Origin of the sequence: Mesorhizobium loti, assembly GCF_013170705.1 — a bacterium.
Lineage (GTDB): Bacteria > Pseudomonadota > Alphaproteobacteria > Rhizobiales > Rhizobiaceae > Mesorhizobium > Mesorhizobium loti_D.
Genome location: NZ_CP033334.1, coordinates 5,894,543 through 5,910,730 on the forward strand (window position 1 = coordinate 5,894,543; position 16,188 = coordinate 5,910,730).

The following is a 16,188-nucleotide window of genomic DNA, read 5'->3' on the forward strand; positions in this document are numbered from 1 at the left end:
ATGGAACCAATCTGGGCTGTCGGCCTGATGACCGGCACCGTGCTTGACGGCAATATCGACGTCGCGCTGATCAAGACCGACGGCGAGCGGATCGACGATTTCGGCACGTATCGGCTGATGCCCTATCCCCAATCGATCCGCTCGCTGCTGGAAGAGACGCTGACGGCCGCACGGGCCTGGAACTTCGTCGGGCCGGAACCGGCGATCTTCCGCAAGGCCGAGGAAGCGCTGACGCGTGCCCAGTCGGCAGCGGTGAAGGAATTGGTCGAAGGCTACGGCATGACGATGGCCGATATCGGCGTCGTCGGCTTCCACGGCCAGACCGTGCTGCATCGCGCGCCGCAGGTCGGACGGCTCGGCCAAACCCGGCAACTCGGCGACGGCGAGCTGATGCACGCCATCTTGGGCACCAAGGTGGCCTATGATTTCCGGTCGGCCGACATGCGCGCCGGCGGGCAAGGCGCCCCCCTGGCCGCGGCCTATCACACCGCGCTGATGCGCAGCGCTGGCGCCAGCGGCGAGGTCGCCGTGCTTAACCTCGGCGGCGTCGCCAACATCACCTGGTGGGACGGCGCCGACAATGTCGTCGCCTTCGACACCGGCCCCGCCAACGCACCGCTCAACGATTTCATCAAGTCGAGGGGGCTAGGCGAAATGGACCGCGACGGCGCGCTTGGCCGGGCGGGAACGGTCGACGAGGCAAGGCTCGCCAAGCTGTTGCAGCATCCTTATCTCAGCAAGCCCTATCCCAAATCGCTGGACCGTTTCGACTTCGGCGCCGCCATGGCCGATGGCCTCAACGTCGAGGATGGTGCGGCCCTGCTCACCGCCTTCACCGCCGGCGCCGTCGGCAAGGCCCTCGACCTCTTGCCACACCGGCCGAAGAAGCTGGTGGTCAGCGGCGGCGGCCGCCACAATCCGACGATGATGGCCATGCTCGCCAGCCGCGCCGGTGTCGAGGTGGTGCAGGCCGAAAGCCTCGGCTGGAGCGGCGACGCGGTGGAGGCCGAGTGTTTCGCCTTCCTCGCGGTGCGCGTGCTGCGCGGCCTGCCGATCAGTTTTCCGAGCACCACGGGTGCGCCGCAGCCGATGCGCGGCGGAAAGCTTGCCGGTTAAACCAGTTTCTTCTGCAGGAAGATGCGGCTGCGCCCGACCGGAAAATCGGCCAGCGTTCCGAAGGGCTGATAGCCCTGGCGCCGGTAGACCTTGTCGGCGTTCGGGTTGAAGGTGTCGATCAACGCGCCGTGGCAACCGCGCGCCACGGCTTCCTGTTCGGCCGCGTCCAGCATCTTGCCGGCCATGTGCTGGCCGCGCAGCCTCTCGTCGACCCACAGCCATTGCACGTAAAGCCAGCCCCAGGCCGTGTAGCCCGAGATGCCGGCGACAATCGCGCCATCCTCGTCACGCACGAACACAGCCAGCGGTTTCCTTTCGGACGCGCCGACATCGCCATCGTTGAACACCGTCAGGCGCTCGCCGAGAAAGGCCAGTTCTTCCGGCAAGGGGTTTGCCGTTGTTTCTAGGTTCGTCTTCATGGCTCTTTCCGGAAAGCTCGGCTGGATGGGAGTGAAGCGTTACGAGGCGCAAAGCCCTGGCGCAATGTCTATGTCGGCTCTCGAACAGGGTGCGGATCTCCGCCATTGCGGAATTCGGATGCGGCGATGCCGTAGCGCTTGAGCTTGTCGTAGAATGTCTTGCGCGGCACGCCGAGCGCGTCGATGGCCCCGCGCACATCGCCACCATGGTCGCGCAGCGCATCGCGGATGAGCTGTGCCTCATATTGCCCGACCCGCTCCGGCAACGCCGCCGAGGGTTCCGGAAGCCGCGCGGGCGCCTCAGCTTCGTCGTCCGGGCCGAGACCGAGCGCCACGCGGTCGGCAAAATGGGCGAGCTCGCGCACATTACCCGGCCAGTCATGCGACTGGAGATGATCGCTTACCGCGGCGTTCACCTTTGCGACCGGCCGACCGAAGCGCTCCGCCGCCTTGCCGAGGAAATGCCCGAACAGCATGGGGATATCGCCGCGCCGCTCACGCAGCGGCGGAACGCGCAGCGTCACCACGTTGAGGCGAAAATAGAGGTCCTCGCGGAAGTCGCCGCGCTGGTCGGGCCGGCCGAGATCGACCTTGGTCGCCGCGACGACCCTGAGATCGAGACGCCGGGTCTCGTTCGAGCCAAGCGGGGTCAAGCTGCGTGTCTCCAGCACCCGCAGCAGCTTGACCTGGAGAGCCGGCGGCATGGATTCGATCTCGTCGAGGAACAGCGTGCCGCCGCTGGAATGCTCGACGCGGCCGATCCGCCGCCGCTGCGCGCCGGTGAACGCTCCGGCCTCGTGGCCGAACAGCTCGCTTTCGATGACGGTCTCGGGCAGAGCACCGCAGTTCAACGCCACGAAGGGCTTTGCCCGGCGCCGGCCCCACCGGTGCAGGAGGTCGGCCACCACTTCCTTGCCGGTCCCGGTCTCGCCTTCCACCAGCACATCGACATCCATGTCGGCGATCTGGCGCAAGGTTTCGCGCAGGCGGCGGATCGAGGGCGCTTCGCCGATCAGCGGCAGGCCGTCGGCAGCCTGTGCCGCGGCTTCACGCAGGCGCCGGTTCTCCATCACCAGCCGCCGCTTCTCGCTCGCCCGTTTCAGCGCCTCGACGAGCCGATCGCCGGCATAGGGCTTCGGGATGAAATCATAGACGCCGTCCTTGAGCGCGGCGACGGCAAGGTCGACATCGCCATGCCCGGTGACCAGGATCACGGGTATATCAGGGTCGATCGCCTTGATGCGATCGAACAGCTGCAGCCCGTTCATGCCCGGCATGCGGATATCGCTGACGACGACGCCATCGAAGTCCCTGTCGACGACAGCAAGCGCTGCCTCCGCGGCGTCGCGCGCGACCACCGTGAAGCCGGCGAGTTCGAGCAATTGCGTGGTGGCGTGCAACAGGTCGGCATCGTCTTCGACGAGCGCCACCAGCCCTGGTCCCTCGTTCATTCAATTCGCCTCAAATCAATGGTGAAGGATGCCCCGGCGGCGCTGTCGGGATCGAGCCGCAGCGTGCCGCCCAGTTCCTGGGCGATCTCCTGCGAGATCACCAGCCCGAGGCCGAGCCCCTTCTCCTTGGTGGTCTGGAACGGCATGAACAGATTGCCCGCCGCTTCCGGCCCGAGGCCGGGACCGTTGTCGCGCACCGAGATCAGCACCCTGTCGTCGCGCTCGGCGAGATCGATCTCGATGCGGGGATCTGGCTGGTCCTTCATGGCATCGAGCGCATTCTGCAGCAGGTTGACCAGGATCTGCTCCAGCCGGATGCGGCTTGCCATCACCATCGGCGATGCATTGCCGCGTGGCTTGACGATGGTGACGCCGGAATCGCGGATGCGGCCGGAGAGCAACGACAGTGCGCCGTCGATCGCCTCGCGCACCGGCAGCGGCGAAGCGGCGACACCGGGCCGGCGGGCGAAAGTCCGCAAGGTGCTGGTGATGGCGCCAATGCGTTCGGTCATCGAGACGATCGACGTCAGATTGCCGGTTGCCGGTTCTGTCTTGCCGCCTTCGAGAAAGCGGCCGGCATTCTCGGCATAGGTGCGGATCGCGGCGACCGGCTGGTTGATCTCATGCGCTACGCCCGCGGCAATCTGGCCTAGGATGGAAAGCCGGTTGGCCTGGGCGAGATCGTCGCGCAGCCGGCGGACCTTGGCTTCGGCGCTCTCACGCTCGGCGATTTCGCCGGCGAGTGCCGAGTTGGAGCGTGTCAGTTCGGCGGTTCGCGAGGACACCCGGCTTTCGAGCTCGGCATTCATGCGCGCCAGCGCCTCCTGCCGCAGCCGGCGTGCGCGGCGGCGTCTTGTGAGCACATAGGCAAGCAAGCCGGTCAGCAGCAGCCCAAGCAGCGTCGTCAGGCGCGCCGTGTTGGCGGCGGACGAGAGGGCGGCGTCGGCCGGCGTCAGCAGCCAGAGGCGCCAGCCCGGGACCGCATCGGGCAGGCCCTGCACCACCTCGACGAACTGGCGCGGCTTTCCCGAGCCCTCGATCGTCGCCAGGCCGTCGCCGGCAGCGCGCCGCATCGGCAGCGGTTCGAAGGCGGCATCGGCCAATTGCAACTGCTCGTGGGCAGCGGCGGCATCTTGGGCGGAGAGCGGCGCCAGCGCGTGAAACCGCCATTCGGGCTCGCTGGTGGCCAGAACGACGCCGCGTTCGTCGGTGACGAAAACCAGGAACCCGCTGGAGCGCCAATTGGCCTCGACACCGTCGAGCTCGACCTTCAACACCACGACGCCCAGCGGCTTGCCGTTGTCGTCGACGCGACTCGAAAGATAGAGACCCGGCCGGCCGCTGATCGTGCCCAGGCCATACTGGCTGGCGGAGCCTTTCGCCATTGCCTCGTTGAAATAGTGGCGGAAATTATAGTCGATGCCGACAAAGCTGGTCGGCTCGCCGGCATTGCTGGCCGATATCGCGATGCCCGCCGTGTCGATGACGTAGATGGCGGAGGCCGAGGCATCGCCGGCGATCGCCTTGAGCTTGTCGTTGAGAGCCGCTTCCTGCATCGTCCCGGCCCGGCGCAAGGCCCCGCGCACCGCGTCGTCGCGTGCCAGCACCAGCGGGACGAGGCGCTGTTTCTCGATTTCGCCTGTCAGCGTCCCCGCCGCCAGCGGCAGGGCGGCAAGTGCCGTGTCGCGCAGGTCACTGGTCGCCTGGCCGGTGGCGATGCGTCCCGCAATGGCGATCGCGCCGGCCAGTATCGCAAGGGCGATAACGACGATCAGCCAGCGGCCGTCGCGCAGCCGGCCAACCGCCTCGCGCAGCGCTTCGCCGCCGGCGAACCCGGCCGAGCCGCTATCAGTGCGTGCCTGCGGCGTCTGCCTCTCCCTTTCTCGCGGCCTTGTGGCCACACTCTAATGCGAAATTCCGCCCAGGCAAACGCCTCCTGTGCGGAAATCCGCACACGCCTCCACCGAAGGCAGCCGAAGAATGCCCGGAATCCCGGGATTCCGGGCTTTCCCCGATCTGGCACAGCGCTTGCAAAACTCCCTCCAGCGGCGGGCGACCGGAACGCCGCGATGGGAGAAGTCACGCAGGACGGGTTCCGTCCATCCGGCCAGGGAGAGTTCGATGCACATCGCAGACCAATCGGGCGCGGCCGCCGCGCAGCGCAAGCCCCTCTATGCCCAACTCTACGTGCAGGTGCTGGTGGCGATCACCGTCGGCATCCTGCTCGGCCATTACTATCCGTCGATCGGCGAGAGCATGAAGCCGCTCGGCGACGCCTTCATCAAGCTGGTCAAGATGATCATCGCCCCGGTCATCTTCCTGACGGTGGCGACCGGCATCGCCGGCATGAGCGACCTGCAGAAGGTCGGCCGCGTTGCCGGCAAGGCGATGCTCTATTTTCTCACCTTCTCGACGCTGGCGCTCATTATCGGCCTCATCGTGGCCAATGTCGTACAGCCGGGCGCCGGCTTCAACATCGACCCGGCAACGCTCGATGCCTCGACCGTCAACACCTATGCCGCCAAGGCGCATGACCAGTCGGTCACCGGTTTCCTGATGAACATCATTCCCGGCACGATCGTCGGCGCCTTCGCCGATGGCGACATTTTGCAGGTGCTGTTCTTCTCGGTGCTGTTCGGCATCGCGCTGGCTCTGGTCGGCGACAGGGGCGCGCCGGTGCTCAACTTCCTGCAGGCGCTGATGGCGCCTATGTTCAAGCTGGTCAGCGTCTTGATGAAGGCCGCCCCCATCGGCGCCTTCGGCGCCATGGCCTTCACCATCGGCAAATACGGCATCGGCTCGGTCATCAACCTCGCCATGCTGGTCGGCACATTCTACGCGACGTCGCTGCTGTTCGTGTTCGTCGTGCTGGGTGCGGTCTCCCGTTACAACGGGTTCTCCATCCTGTCGCTGCTCCGCTACATCAAGGAAGAGCTGCTTTTGGTGCTGGGCACTTCCTCGTCGGAAGCCGCCCTCCCCTCGCTGATGGAGAAAATGGAGAAGGCCGGCGCCAAGCGCTCGGTGGTCGGCCTGGTCATCCCCACCGGCTATTCCTTCAACCTCGACGGCACCAACATCTACATGACGCTGGCCGCGCTGTTCATCGCGCAGGCGACGAACATCCACCTGTCGATGGGCGACCAGATCCTGCTGTTGCTGGTTGCCATGCTGTCCTCGAAGGGTGCCGCCGGCATTACCGGCGCGGGCTTCATCACGCTCGCCGCGACGCTTTCGGTGGTCCCCTCCGTGCCGGTCGCCGGCATGGCGCTGATCCTCGGCGTCGACCGTTTCATGTCGGAGTGCCGGGCGCTGACCAACTTCATCGGCAACGCCGTCGCCACGCTGGTGGTCGCGCGCTGGGAAGGCGAACTCGACGAGGCCAAGCTGGCGAGAGCCCTGGCGGGTACGGCCGACGACAGCCTGCCGGCGGACATCGTTCCAGCCGAGTGATCCCGCGGGAACGCACGATAGTGAATGGCCGGAGGCATTGCCTCCGGCCATTTCATGCCTCGAAGACGTCAGGCGGCGCGCGTTCCGCCAAGTGGCGCCAGCGCCTTGCCATCGGCGGCGAACAGATGGCAGTGGGACGGATCGACCTGCATCGCGACGGGGCTGTGCAGCGGGGTAGTGTCGGTGCCTTCGGTCTGCACGACAAGCCTGGCCGTCTCGCCGATATCGGCATGCAGGATAGTCAAGCCACCGAGCCGCTCGGCCAGCACCGCCTCGCCCTTGAACTGGCCCGCATCGGCGATGCGGATATGCTCCGGCCGGATGCCAAGCAGCAGTTCGCTGTCCGGCGCCAGCCCGCCCGCAGCGGCTGGAACGACCAGGCTGGCACCGCCCGGCAAGGCGACCGCAACGCCATTCCCATCCGCGGACACGACCCGCACCGGCAGTATGTTCATCTTCGGCGAGCCGATGAAGCCGGCAACGAAGACATTGGCCGGGCGGTTATAGAGATCGAGCGGAGAGCCGACCTGCTCGATCGTGCCGCCATTGAGGACGACGATCTTGTCTGCCATGGTCATCGCCTCGGTCTGGTCGTGCGTGACATAGACGATGGTGGCGGCGAGCCGCTCATGCAGTTGCATGAGTTCCAGCCGCATGTTGACGCGCAGTGCCGCATCAAGGTTCGACAGCGGCTCGTCGAACAGGAAGACTTTCGGCTGGCGCACGATGGCGCGGCCGATGGCGACGCGCTGGCGCTGGCCGCCGGACAGTTCCTTGGGCCGCCGGCCGAGCAGATGCGACAGCTGCAGCACGTCGGCCGCGGCCTTGACCTTGGCGTCTCGCTCGGCCACCGGCAGGCCGGCGATCTTCAGCGCGAAGCCCATGTTCTCGGCCACCGTCATATGCGGATAGAGCGCGTAGGACTGGAACACCATGGCAAGGCCGCGTTCGGACGGATCGACCTCGTTGATGCGCGCGCCGTCGAGCATGAGCTCGCCCGCTGTGATCTTCTCCAGCCCCGCGATCATGCGCAGCAGCGTCGACTTCCCGCAACCGGACGGGCCGACGAAGACGACGAACTCGCGGTCGCCGACATCGAGGTCGACGCCCTTGATGACCTCGGCGTTGCCATAGGACTTGCGCACGCCGCGCAACTTGAGCTCAGCCATTGAAGTCCCTCCTCTTGTCCGGATAGATGCTTGGCCCGACAGGCATGCGGGCGGCCAACGCATCCAAATCATCAAACAGCACAAGGCTGGCGGCGCCGACCAGCCCGGCATGGCGGCCGAGCTGCGCCTGGACCACCGGCACGTCGCGATAGGCACGCATGGCGCGTTGCCGAATGGTCGCCTCGATGACCGGATGCATCAGGTCGAGGCCATTGCCGATGCCGCCGCCGACGACCAGCACGTCGGGCGAATAGAGATGCAGAAGATTGGTGAAGCCGACGCCCAGCCAGCGGGCTTCCTCCTCGAGCAGGGCCAAAGCGAGATCGTCCTGCAACCGCGCCGCCTCGACCACATGGCGTCCCGTAACCTCGGCGTTGGCCGAAAGGCGACGCAGCGTCGAGCCATCGAATGCCGACGTCGCGGCGTTGGCGCGGCGGCCAAGTGCCGTGCCCGAGGCGACGGCCTCGAAACAGCCGACGACGCCGCACATGCAGCGCTCGCCTTCATTGGTGATGGTCATGTGGCCGATCTCGGCGGCAAGGCCGCGACGGCCGTGCAGGATGCGCCCATCGGCGACGACACCGCCGCCGATGCCGGTCGAGACCGTGACGAAGACCAGCGAGCGTGCGCCATGGCCGGCACCGAAGCGCCATTCGCCAAGTGCCGCGGCGTTGGCGTCGTTCTCCAGCCGCACCGGCAGGCCAAGCCGCCGCTCGAGCATGTCGGCCAGCGGGACGTCCTGCCAGCCGGCCAGCGTCGGCGGCCCGACGGCGATGCCGGCCAGCGGATCGAGCGGTCCAGGCGCGCCGACGCCGACGCCGACAATGGCAAGCCCCGGCGCCTCGGCATGCACGGAGGCGGCCAACGCCTCGATCTGGCCGATCACCACGTCGGGGCCGGCCTGCGCCTGCGTCGGCACGGCGGCGAAGGCCAGGATCTTGCCGTCGCGGTCGACCAGCGCGGCACGAAGCTCGGTACCGCCAAGATCGATCGCGAGGGCGGCCTCGGTGCTCATGCCGCGACCTTCAGCCCGTGCAGCCAGCCGATGCGACCGGCCAGATCCTTGTCGCCAAAGGCAAGCGAACCGAGCACCACGGTCTCGGCGCCGGCGGCACGCAGCAGCGGCACGGTCTCGTGGCGGATGCCGCCATCGGCGGCAAGAACGACGGCGTCCTCGCGACCAGCTTCTCGCAGGATGGCGCGGGCAGCACCCAGCCTGTCGCAGGCCGTCTCCGACAGGCCCTGGCCCTTCACGCCGATCGCGGTGCCCAGCAGCGTGACGAAGGCGACCTCGGAGACGAAAGGCTTCATCACCTCGACCGGCGTCTCCAGCCTCAGCACGACACCGGCTTCGGCGCCGAGCTCACGGGCCAGCCGTGCGGCGCGCAATCCCGCCTCGCCGTTTTCGGCATGGACGCTGATCATGTCGGCGCCGGCCTCAATGAACTGGCGCGTCTGCGCCTCGACGATTGCGGCATCGACCATCAGATGGACGTGGATGGGCTTCGCCGTCAGGCCGGCAATGCGGGCGACGAGATCGGGGAAGAACAGGAAGGACGGCGCGAAATGGCCGTCCGCCACATCGATGTGATGCAGATCGACATAAGGTTCGATGCGCTTCAGGTCGCTCTCGAAATTGGCGAGATTGGCCGACCAGAGCGAGAATTCGGCGATCAGGCGATCGCGCGGCAATGCGGCGATGGCGGCCGGGCCTGACAGAGGCTTTGAAGTCATGATTGGTCCTGGTTGTTGAAATTTCTGTCGAGAAAGGCGCCGATGGCGGCGCGGATTTCGGCGAAATGGCGATCCTTGTCGGTGGCCTTTGGCGTGACCTCGGCGAAGACCGCATTGCGGATGGTCTCGGCGAGCTCACGGGCGGTGGCCAAGGGATGGACGAGGTCGATGCCGCTGCCGATGATGAGCGTGGGTCTTGCGAGGCTGGCGGCTAGCGCCCGCGTCACGCCGGGCCCGTCATTGGCGATCGCCTGCATCACCTCGGCAAAGACATCAGCGTTTTCGCGCTGGAAGAAGCCGAGCAGCGAGGCGAGATTGTCCGGCGCTTCCGTGCGAAAGCGGGCCGATGTCGCGGAGGATGCGAAGGTGTCCCGGGCCTCAGCCAGTGGAAGCCGGCGGATGAGGTCCGCTACCTCCGTGTAAGGGCGCATGTTTTGCGGCGCCGCAGCGAAGGCCCAGGCGGGACGCACCAGCACCAGGCCAAGCACGCGGTCCGGGTGGCAGGCGGCAAGCCGCAACGCGATCGCCGCACCCATCGAGATGCCACCGGCGATGAAGCGGTCAAGCCCGGCCGCATCGGCGGCCGCCAACACGTCATCGGCGAACATCGCGATCGAGAACGGACGCTTGCTGCCAGCGCCGGAGCCGCCCTGCGCGCGGCACTCGACGGTCAGCCGGCGGCACGACGGGCCGTCAGGAAAATTCTGCGCCACCTGATTGGCATCGCCGCCGAGGCCGTGCTGGAAGACGACGGGAAGCTCGCCCTGTCCGGTGTCGAAGACACGAAGGGCGGCATCGTCGCGATGCATGACCGTCGGCGCGGCGCTCATCACAGCAGTCCCCGCAAGAAGGCGGCGACACCAGGCGCCTCACCAGCGGACAGGCCGTGGGTGACGAGCGCACCATCGAAACCCGCTCCCTTCAGCCGCGCGACGAAATCCGGAAAATCGACGATGCCTTGCCCTGCCGTGGCGAAGCGGCCGTCACCATGCCGATCCTTGGCGTGCGCCATGGCGATATGGCCGGCGGCCTCCTCGATCGCGTCCGCAACGATCGCACGCGCTTCGTCCGGCGTCGCGTGCTCGAACAGGTTCGCCGGATCGAGCACGATCTTGAGATGGCTGGAGCCCATGTCGGCGATCAGGCGCGTCGCATCCGCGGCGGAGGTGACGATATTGGCCTGCTCGGGCTCGATGCCGAGATCGACGCCGGCTTCTTCCGCCAACGCCAGCGCCTTCGCCATCTCGGCAGCCATGTCGGACCAGGCGGACGGTGTGGCATTGTCGGGATGATACGCCCATTGATCGGCGGCATTGCGCGAACCGGTGCAGAGCGTGACCAAGGGAATATCCAGGGCAGAAGCCGTCTCGATGACGACGGCAAGGCGCCGCAGGCCATCGTCACGCACGGCCTTGTCGGGATGCGCCATATTGTACGTGCCCGACAGGGCGACGAGCGAAACGCCTGATGATTGCGCGGCAGCGCGAATGGCTAAGATAGCTTGTTCTGGTACCGCATCCGGCATCGACGGCAGGCCGGCGCAAGCGAGATTGAACTGCGTCGTCTCGTATCCGGCCTGCTTCACCGCGGCCAGCACAGCGGCCGGGTCGCTGCCCGTGAAAGTCTTGGCGAAAATGCCGAGGCGCATCAGACCGCGCCCGAAACCGAGGCGAGTTCGACCCGCTCGCCGGATACAACCGAGCGGGCAATCGCCACCATGGCGCGGATCGAGGCGATACCGTCCTCGACATTGGCGCCGCGCATCGGCGCGCCGTTCAGTACGGTATCGGCAAGACCTTCCAGCTGGCGGCGGAAAAAATGGCCGTCGGCGCCGAGTGGTCTGCGCGAGGTCGCGTCCTTCTCATGGAAGATGTCGACCTCGCTGGCGCGGAAGTACCAGGGGTTGAACGTCTTGGCGATGACCGAACCGTTTTCGCCATAAAGCTGAAACCCCTCGTGCCAGTCCATGCGTACGGCCACCGTGAGATCAAGATGGCCGAGCGCGCCGCTGGCGAATTCGGTTTCGACGAACCAGCAATAGGCGCCGAAACGCTCGTTGAGGCGGGCGCGCACGGCGGTGATCTCGCCGCACAGGAAGCGCGCGGTATCGACGAGATGCGAGCCGTGCGCCAGCATGAAGTACTGCCGCAAATCGGCCTTTGGATTGCCCGAAGGTTTCCTCGCCAGCTTGCTGGTGACGGGCAGCGGCTGAATGGCGTCGGTGTTGGTGTAGCGATGGGTGGAATCGCAATACCAGGCCTTCAGCGCCAGCACCTCGCCCATCTCGTCGCGGACGAAGTCGCGGGCCGCCTCAAGCGCCGGGTCGAAGCGCTTCATGTGACCTACCTGCAGCACCTTTCCGGAGCGCTTCACCGCTGCCGCGAGAGCCTCGCCTTCCTCGACGGAGGTGCCGATCGGCTTTTCGCACAGAACATGCTTGCCGGCATCGAGCGCCTTGATCGACATCGGCACGTGATAGGCGTCTGACGTCGCCACGATCACCGCCTCCAGCTCGGGATCGGCGAGCATCGCGTCATAATCGGCATACATCTTCCGAGGCTCGTAGGTGGCGCCCATGCGGGCGAGCAGGTCGGGCGCCGCGTCGCAGATGGCGTAGAGGTCGGCATTTCCGGCCTTCGCGCAGGACTGCAAATGCGCGAACTGCGCGATGGGGCCGCAGCCGAGCACACCGACCCTGAGGCGTCTGTCTTGTTTCTTGATCATCGTCTCGTTCTTCAGGCGCCGTAGCCGCGCATTGTCTGGCGGTTGGTCTTGACCGCGCCGGCGGGATCGGCGGCGGCCGTCTCGGATTCCTCTTCCAGCACCAGCCAGCCGTTGAAACGCGGCGCGGTGTTCGCGATCTCGATGACCGTCTGGGTGTCGCAGACGCCCTTGCCCAGCATCGCCCAGGTACCGTCGGCGTCGACGTCCTTCAAATGGATATAGCGGATGCGGTCGCGGTAGGTGCGCAGCGTGTCGGCCATGTCCTTGTGGCCGCGCAATATGTGGCCGGTGTCCGGCACCCAGCCGACCAGGTCGGGGTCGAGCAAGGCAAAGATCCTGTCGTAATCGGCGCGGTCGAACAGCAGCGTGTTGTGATGCGAGCTCGGATGCACCGCCACCTGGACGCCCGCCTTGCGGCCAAGCTCGCCGGCCTTGTTGTAAATCTCGGCGGCGATGGCGAACTTGTCATCGCGCGGCCCTTCGGACACCACGGTTGCCGACCCCATCGACACCAGCGCGCCGGGAAAGGCGGAAGCGAAATCGATCCAGCGCTGCGCCGCCTCGAGGTCGGCGCCGATCTCCTCCTTGAGCGTGAAACCGCTCTTCGAACCGAAGGCGAAGGAGACGAGCGTCAGGCCGGAGGATTTCAGCGCGGCGGCGAACTCCGACGGCCGGTCGGCGTAGCGGCCGATCATGGTGTCGGTGATCTCGATGCCGGCATAGCCGCCATCGGCGATCGCCTTCAACAGATCGTCGGGGCCGCCGGCCCAGGCTTTTCCAAGCATTTCCCAGGTGAAGGTCTGGCAGCCGACCTTGAGCTTCGTCTGTGTCATGTCGTTCATTCCTTGACGCCGCCCTGGGTCAATCCCTCGATGATGTGGCGCTGGAAGAACAGCACCAGAAGGATCAACGGCACGGTCACCACGGCGGAGGCCGCGGCGATGTCGCCCCAGGGGACGTAATAGAGGTTGGTGAAGTTGGCGATGCCGACCGGGATCGTCTGCCGGTCGATGTTTGAAGTGAAGGCGAGCGCGAACAGGAATTCGTTCCACGCGGTGATGAAGGCAAGCAGGCCTGTCGTCACCAGGCTCGGCAGCGACATCGGCAGGATGATACGCCAGAGCAGGCCGGGCACGCTGACGCCGTCCATGCGCGCCGCCTCGTCGATCTCGCGCGGCAGGGTCTCGAAATAGCCGAACAGCACCCAGGTGACGAGCGGCAGGCCGAGCGCCAGATAGGTGATGATCAGCGCCGTGTAGGTGTCGAGCAGGCCGAGATTGGTGGCGACGAGATAGAGCGGGCCGACCAGCGCGATCTGCGGGAACATCGACACCGACAGGATGACCATGAGGACGCCGAAGCGGCCCTTGATGTTGAGCCGCGACAGCGCGAAGGCGGCCAGCGAGCCGACAAACAAGCACAGGAAGGTCGTCGCCAGCGAGACCACCAGCGAGTTCCAGACATAGCGGTGAAGCTGCTTCTCGAAAAAGGCGTTGTAATAATGCTCCAGCGTGAAGGGATGCGGGATCAGCGACGGCGATCCCGAGGTCAGCATTTTGTCGAGCTGGAAGGAGGTCGAGAACTGCCAGAGGAAAGGACCGCCCGACCAGATGAGGATCAGCAAGGCGCCGGCATAGATGGCGAAGCTCTGCAGCGGTGAGCGCGTCTCGTTCATTGCGCCCTCCTGATCTGGCGGACAAGGAAGACGACGAAGACCAGCGCGATGATGCCCTCGGTGATGAACATCGCTGTCGACACGGCCGAGCCGTAGCCGAACTGCAGCGTCGAGAAGAGCACCTTGTAGGACAGCGTCGACAGCGTCTCGGTGGAATCGGCGGGGCCGCCGCCGGTCAAGACATAGACGAGGTCGAAGACGCGGAAGGCATCCAGCGCGCGGAACAGGCCTGCGATCAGCAAGGTTGGCGTCAGGAGCGGCAAGCGGATATGCCAGAAGGTGATCCAGCCCTTGGCGCCGTCCATGCGCGCCGCCTCGATCAGCGAATTGGGCACCGTCTGCAGACCGGTCAGAAGCAGCAGCGCCATGAACGGCGTCGTCTTCCAGACATCGGCGATGATGATGGTGATCATCGCCGTGTCGGGTGAGCCGTACCAGTTGATGTTCTGGTCGATCAGCCCGGCATGCAGGAGGATGTAGTTGACGATGCCGTTTTGGCCGTCGAACAGCCAGCCGAACATCTTTGAGGTGACGACGGTAGGCATCGCCCAGGGCACCAGCATGGCCGCGCGGACAAGCCCTCGCCCCTTGAAGGCCTCGCACAGGATCAGCGCCATGCCGAGCCCGATCACCGTCTCCAGCACCGTCGAGGCGGCAGTGAACCACATTGTGTGCCACCAGGCGTTCCAGAACTGCGGGTCGCCCCACAGCTGCACATAGTTGGAAAAGCCGATGAAATCCTGATCCTGCGTGATCAGCGAGGTGTTGGTGAGCGAAAGATAGAGCCCGTTGACGATCGGGTAGAAGGAGACCGACGCCAGCGACACGAAGGCCGGCGTCAGCAGGATGAGGGCCCAGAAGGCGCCGGGGAGCGCCCTGCCAAGCCGCCGCGGCCGGCCGGCGCCCGGAATGGTGGCGGCCGCGGTCATGGTCAGGCGACGATCTTGTTGATCTGGTCGGCGAGCGTGTCCATCTCGGCCTGGACCTTGCCCGAAACCAGCGCCTTGGAGATGCCGGACTGCAAGGCAAGCGTCACCTTGGCGTATTGCGGCGTGATCGGCCGCGCCGTGGCACCGGTGAACACTTTCTCCAGGCTCGCCATGAAGGGCTGTTCCTTCTTGATCTGCTCGTCCTGGAACAACGCCGGCCGTGTCGGCGCCAGGCCAAAATTCAGCGCGATGCGGTGCTGGGTCTCGGTCGACGACAGCCAGGTGAGCAGCTCGATCGCGGCCTCGCGCTGCTTGGAGTTGGCATTGACGCCAAGCTGGTAGCCGCCGAGGCAGGCCGAGCTCTTGCCGCCGGGGAACGACGGCAGCGGTGCCACGCCAACCTTGTCAACGACCTGCGAAGCCTTGGCGTCCTGCGCGATCGGGTAGACATAGGACCAGTTGCGCATGAACATCGCCTTGCCGGAGGTGAAGGGCTGGCGCGACGGCTCCTCGTCCCAGGACAGCACGTCCTGCGGGCTGATCTTGGTGGTTGCGATGGTGTCGTGCAGGAACTGGATCGCCTCGACCGCACCCTTCTGGTTGATCAGCGACGACTTGCCGTCGGGCGCCAGGATCGCGCCATTGTTGGAGGTGATGATCTCGACGGCGTCGCAGACCAGGACCTCGGCCTGCTTGCCCTGCCAGAGATAGCCGAAGTCGACATCACCGGCCTTTTGCGCCGCAGCGGCGATGATGGCCATGTCGGCCCAGTTTTCCGGCACCTTGCCGCCATGCTTTTCCAGCACATCCTTGCGGTAATAGAACATGCCCGAATCCATGAACCAGGGAAGGGCCGTGAGCTTGCCGCCATAGGTACAGGCGTTAAGGGTTCCAGTGAAGTAGGCGCTGCGCTTGTCGGCCGGGAAATACTCGTCCAATGGCAGCGCCCATCCGGCGGCGGCAAAGCCGGCGATCCAGATCACGTCCTGGCTGAAGACGTCGGGCGTGCCGTTGCGCCGGGCGAGCTGCTGCACCAGGCCTTGGTAGACTTCGGTCGAAGAGCTCGGCGGCGGCAACTCGATGTTCTTGACCAGGATGCGGTCCTGCGATTCGTTGAAGGCCTTGATCAGGTCGCCGAAGGTCTCCTTGCCGAAGAAGGCCGCGCTGGCGAAGCTGATTTCGGCGCGCGACTGGGCACGGGCGCGGCCAATGCCGAGGGACGTCCCCGCCCCGAATGCGGCCGCGCCGAGCAGGCCGGCGGAACCGATGAGAAACTGGCGACGATCGGCGATCGTCACATGACCCACAGGCTTAGGTGCGGCGGTCGGCCGTTTTTTCATATCTGTCATTTTCTCCTCCTAGGGCTGGCAGCCTCCCGATGTCGCGCCAGCATTTTCGCATGTTCTATAAAAATTTTACGCGCGTCAATATTTAAAATGTTGTATAGCGTTTTTCGAAGGCGATCCATTGCCAGGGCAGTGGATTCGAGAAAGCATGACCATGTAGGGAGGAGCGATCGAA

The 16,188-nt window shown here is 65.8% G+C and carries 15 protein-coding genes; 2 read left to right on the top strand and 13 right to left on the bottom strand.

Going from position 1 to position 16,188, the window contains the following annotated elements; all coding sequences use genetic code 11:
* Entirely contained in the window at nt 1-1,116 is a 1,116-nt protein-coding gene (locus EB815_RS28965; RefSeq protein WP_056565685.1) for an anhydro-N-acetylmuramic acid kinase, read from the top strand.
* Here the strand turns inward: EB815_RS28965 and EB815_RS28970 are convergent.
* The 3 genes from EB815_RS28970 to EB815_RS28980 all read right to left on the bottom strand — a co-directional run bounded on the left by EB815_RS28970 (nt 1,113) and on the right by EB815_RS28980 (nt 4,800).
* Nucleotides 1,113-1,535: a GNAT family N-acetyltransferase gene (locus tag EB815_RS28970; protein WP_056564481.1), complete on the bottom strand. Its 423-nt coding sequence runs from the start codon at nt 1,533-1,535 to the stop codon at nt 1,113-1,115. The genes EB815_RS28965 and EB815_RS28970 overlap by 4 nt on opposite strands.
* 68 nt (nt 1,536-1,603) lie before the next feature.
* Nucleotides 1,604-2,986: a sigma-54-dependent transcriptional regulator gene (locus tag EB815_RS28975; protein WP_056564484.1), complete on the bottom strand. Its 1,383-nt coding sequence runs from the start codon at nt 2,984-2,986 to the stop codon at nt 1,604-1,606.
* A complete protein-coding gene (locus EB815_RS28980; RefSeq protein ID WP_056565689.1) occupies nt 2,983-4,800 on the bottom strand; it encodes a sensor histidine kinase in 1,818 nt (605 codons plus the stop codon). Before EB815_RS28980 ends, EB815_RS28975 begins: the two co-directional genes overlap by 4 nt.
* Nucleotides 4,801-5,107: 307 nt before the next feature.
* Between EB815_RS28980 and EB815_RS28985 the strand changes: the two genes are divergently transcribed.
* Complete coding sequence (locus EB815_RS28985) at nt 5,108-6,436, top strand: dicarboxylate/amino acid:cation symporter (protein ID WP_056564487.1); 1,329 nt, start codon at nt 5,108-5,110, stop codon at nt 6,434-6,436.
* Nucleotides 6,437-6,504: 68 nt separating this feature from the next.
* Here the strand turns inward: EB815_RS28985 and EB815_RS28990 are convergent, their stop codons facing one another.
* From EB815_RS28990 to EB815_RS29035, 10 genes are read right to left on the bottom strand one after another with little or no spacing between them, the layout of a single operon-like run.
* Nucleotides 6,505-7,605: an ABC transporter ATP-binding protein gene (locus EB815_RS28990; RefSeq protein ID WP_056564490.1), complete on the bottom strand. Its 1,101-nt coding sequence runs from the start codon at nt 7,603-7,605 to the stop codon at nt 6,505-6,507.
* The gene (locus EB815_RS28995) at nt 7,598-8,620 is read right to left on the bottom strand and encodes an ROK family protein (protein WP_056564493.1); all 1,023 of its coding nucleotides are present in this window, start codon (nt 8,618-8,620) and stop codon (nt 7,598-7,600) included. The genes EB815_RS28990 and EB815_RS28995 overlap by 8 nt, the downstream gene beginning before the upstream one ends.
* Nucleotides 8,617-9,339, bottom strand: a complete 723-nt coding sequence (locus tag EB815_RS29000; RefSeq protein WP_056564496.1) for a ribulose-phosphate 3-epimerase — start codon at nt 9,337-9,339, stop codon at nt 8,617-8,619. Before EB815_RS29000 ends, EB815_RS28995 begins: the two co-directional genes overlap by 4 nt.
* A complete protein-coding gene (locus EB815_RS29005) occupies nt 9,336-10,169 on the bottom strand; it encodes an alpha/beta fold hydrolase (RefSeq protein ID WP_056564500.1) in 834 nt (277 codons plus the stop codon). The genes EB815_RS29000 and EB815_RS29005 overlap by 4 nt, the downstream gene beginning before the upstream one ends.
* Entirely contained in the window at nt 10,169-10,987 is an 819-nt protein-coding gene (locus tag EB815_RS29010; protein WP_056564504.1) for a sugar phosphate isomerase/epimerase family protein, read from the bottom strand. The genes EB815_RS29005 and EB815_RS29010 overlap by 1 nt, the downstream gene beginning before the upstream one ends.
* Nucleotides 10,987-12,063, bottom strand: a complete 1,077-nt coding sequence (locus EB815_RS29015) for a Gfo/Idh/MocA family protein (protein WP_056564508.1) — start codon at nt 12,061-12,063, stop codon at nt 10,987-10,989. The genes EB815_RS29010 and EB815_RS29015 overlap by 1 nt, the downstream gene beginning before the upstream one ends.
* Nucleotides 12,064-12,074: 11 nt before the next feature.
* Nucleotides 12,075-12,896, bottom strand: a complete 822-nt coding sequence (locus EB815_RS29020) for a sugar phosphate isomerase/epimerase family protein (RefSeq protein ID WP_065005110.1) — start codon at nt 12,894-12,896, stop codon at nt 12,075-12,077.
* A 5-nt stretch (nt 12,897-12,901) separates the two neighbouring features.
* Nucleotides 12,902-13,738: a carbohydrate ABC transporter permease gene (locus tag EB815_RS29025; RefSeq protein ID WP_056564514.1), complete on the bottom strand. Its 837-nt coding sequence runs from the start codon at nt 13,736-13,738 to the stop codon at nt 12,902-12,904.
* Entirely contained in the window at nt 13,735-14,667 is a 933-nt protein-coding gene (locus EB815_RS29030) for a carbohydrate ABC transporter permease (protein WP_065004937.1), read from the bottom strand. The genes EB815_RS29025 and EB815_RS29030 overlap by 4 nt, the downstream gene beginning before the upstream one ends.
* Before the next feature lie 2 nt (nt 14,668-14,669).
* On the bottom strand, nt 14,670-16,016 hold the full coding sequence (locus EB815_RS29035; protein WP_065004936.1) for an ABC transporter substrate-binding protein: 1,347 nt from the start codon (nt 16,014-16,016) through the stop codon (nt 14,670-14,672).
* Nucleotides 16,017-16,188: the final 172 nt, after the last annotated feature.

Excerpts from the sequence above, each read along its gene's own strand:
- EB815_RS28965 (WP_056565685.1), top strand. The coding sequence starts at position 1 with ATGGAACCAATCTGGGCTGTCGGCCTGATGACCGGCACCGTGCTTGAC.
- EB815_RS28970 (WP_056564481.1), bottom strand. The coding sequence starts at position 1,535 with ATGAAGACGAACCTAGAAACAACGGCAAACCCCTTGCCGGAAGAACTG.
- EB815_RS28975 (WP_056564484.1), bottom strand. The coding sequence starts at position 2,986 with ATGAACGAGGGACCAGGGCTGGTGGCGCTCGTCGAAGACGATGCCGAC.
- EB815_RS28985 (WP_056564487.1), top strand. The coding sequence starts at position 5,108 with ATGCACATCGCAGACCAATCGGGCGCGGCCGCCGCGCAGCGCAAGCCC.
- EB815_RS28990 (WP_056564490.1), bottom strand. The coding sequence starts at position 7,605 with ATGGCTGAGCTCAAGTTGCGCGGCGTGCGCAAGTCCTATGGCAACGCC.
- EB815_RS28995 (WP_056564493.1), bottom strand. The coding sequence starts at position 8,620 with ATGAGCACCGAGGCCGCCCTCGCGATCGATCTTGGCGGTACCGAGCTT.
- EB815_RS29000 (WP_056564496.1), bottom strand. The coding sequence starts at position 9,339 with ATGACTTCAAAGCCTCTGTCAGGCCCGGCCGCCATCGCCGCATTGCCG.
- EB815_RS29005 (WP_056564500.1), bottom strand. The coding sequence starts at position 10,169 with ATGAGCGCCGCGCCGACGGTCATGCATCGCGACGATGCCGCCCTTCGT.
- EB815_RS29010 (WP_056564504.1), bottom strand. The coding sequence starts at position 10,987 with ATGCGCCTCGGCATTTTCGCCAAGACTTTCACGGGCAGCGACCCGGCC.
- EB815_RS29015 (WP_056564508.1), bottom strand. The coding sequence starts at position 12,063 with ATGATCAAGAAACAAGACAGACGCCTCAGGGTCGGTGTGCTCGGCTGC.
- EB815_RS29020 (WP_065005110.1), bottom strand. The coding sequence starts at position 12,896 with ATGACACAGACGAAGCTCAAGGTCGGCTGCCAGACCTTCACCTGGGAA.
- EB815_RS29025 (WP_056564514.1), bottom strand. The coding sequence starts at position 13,738 with ATGAACGAGACGCGCTCACCGCTGCAGAGCTTCGCCATCTATGCCGGC.
- EB815_RS29030 (WP_065004937.1), bottom strand. The coding sequence starts at position 14,667 with ATGACCGCGGCCGCCACCATTCCGGGCGCCGGCCGGCCGCGGCGGCTT.
- EB815_RS29035 (WP_065004936.1), bottom strand. The coding sequence starts at position 16,016 with ATGACAGATATGAAAAAACGGCCGACCGCCGCACCTAAGCCTGTGGGT.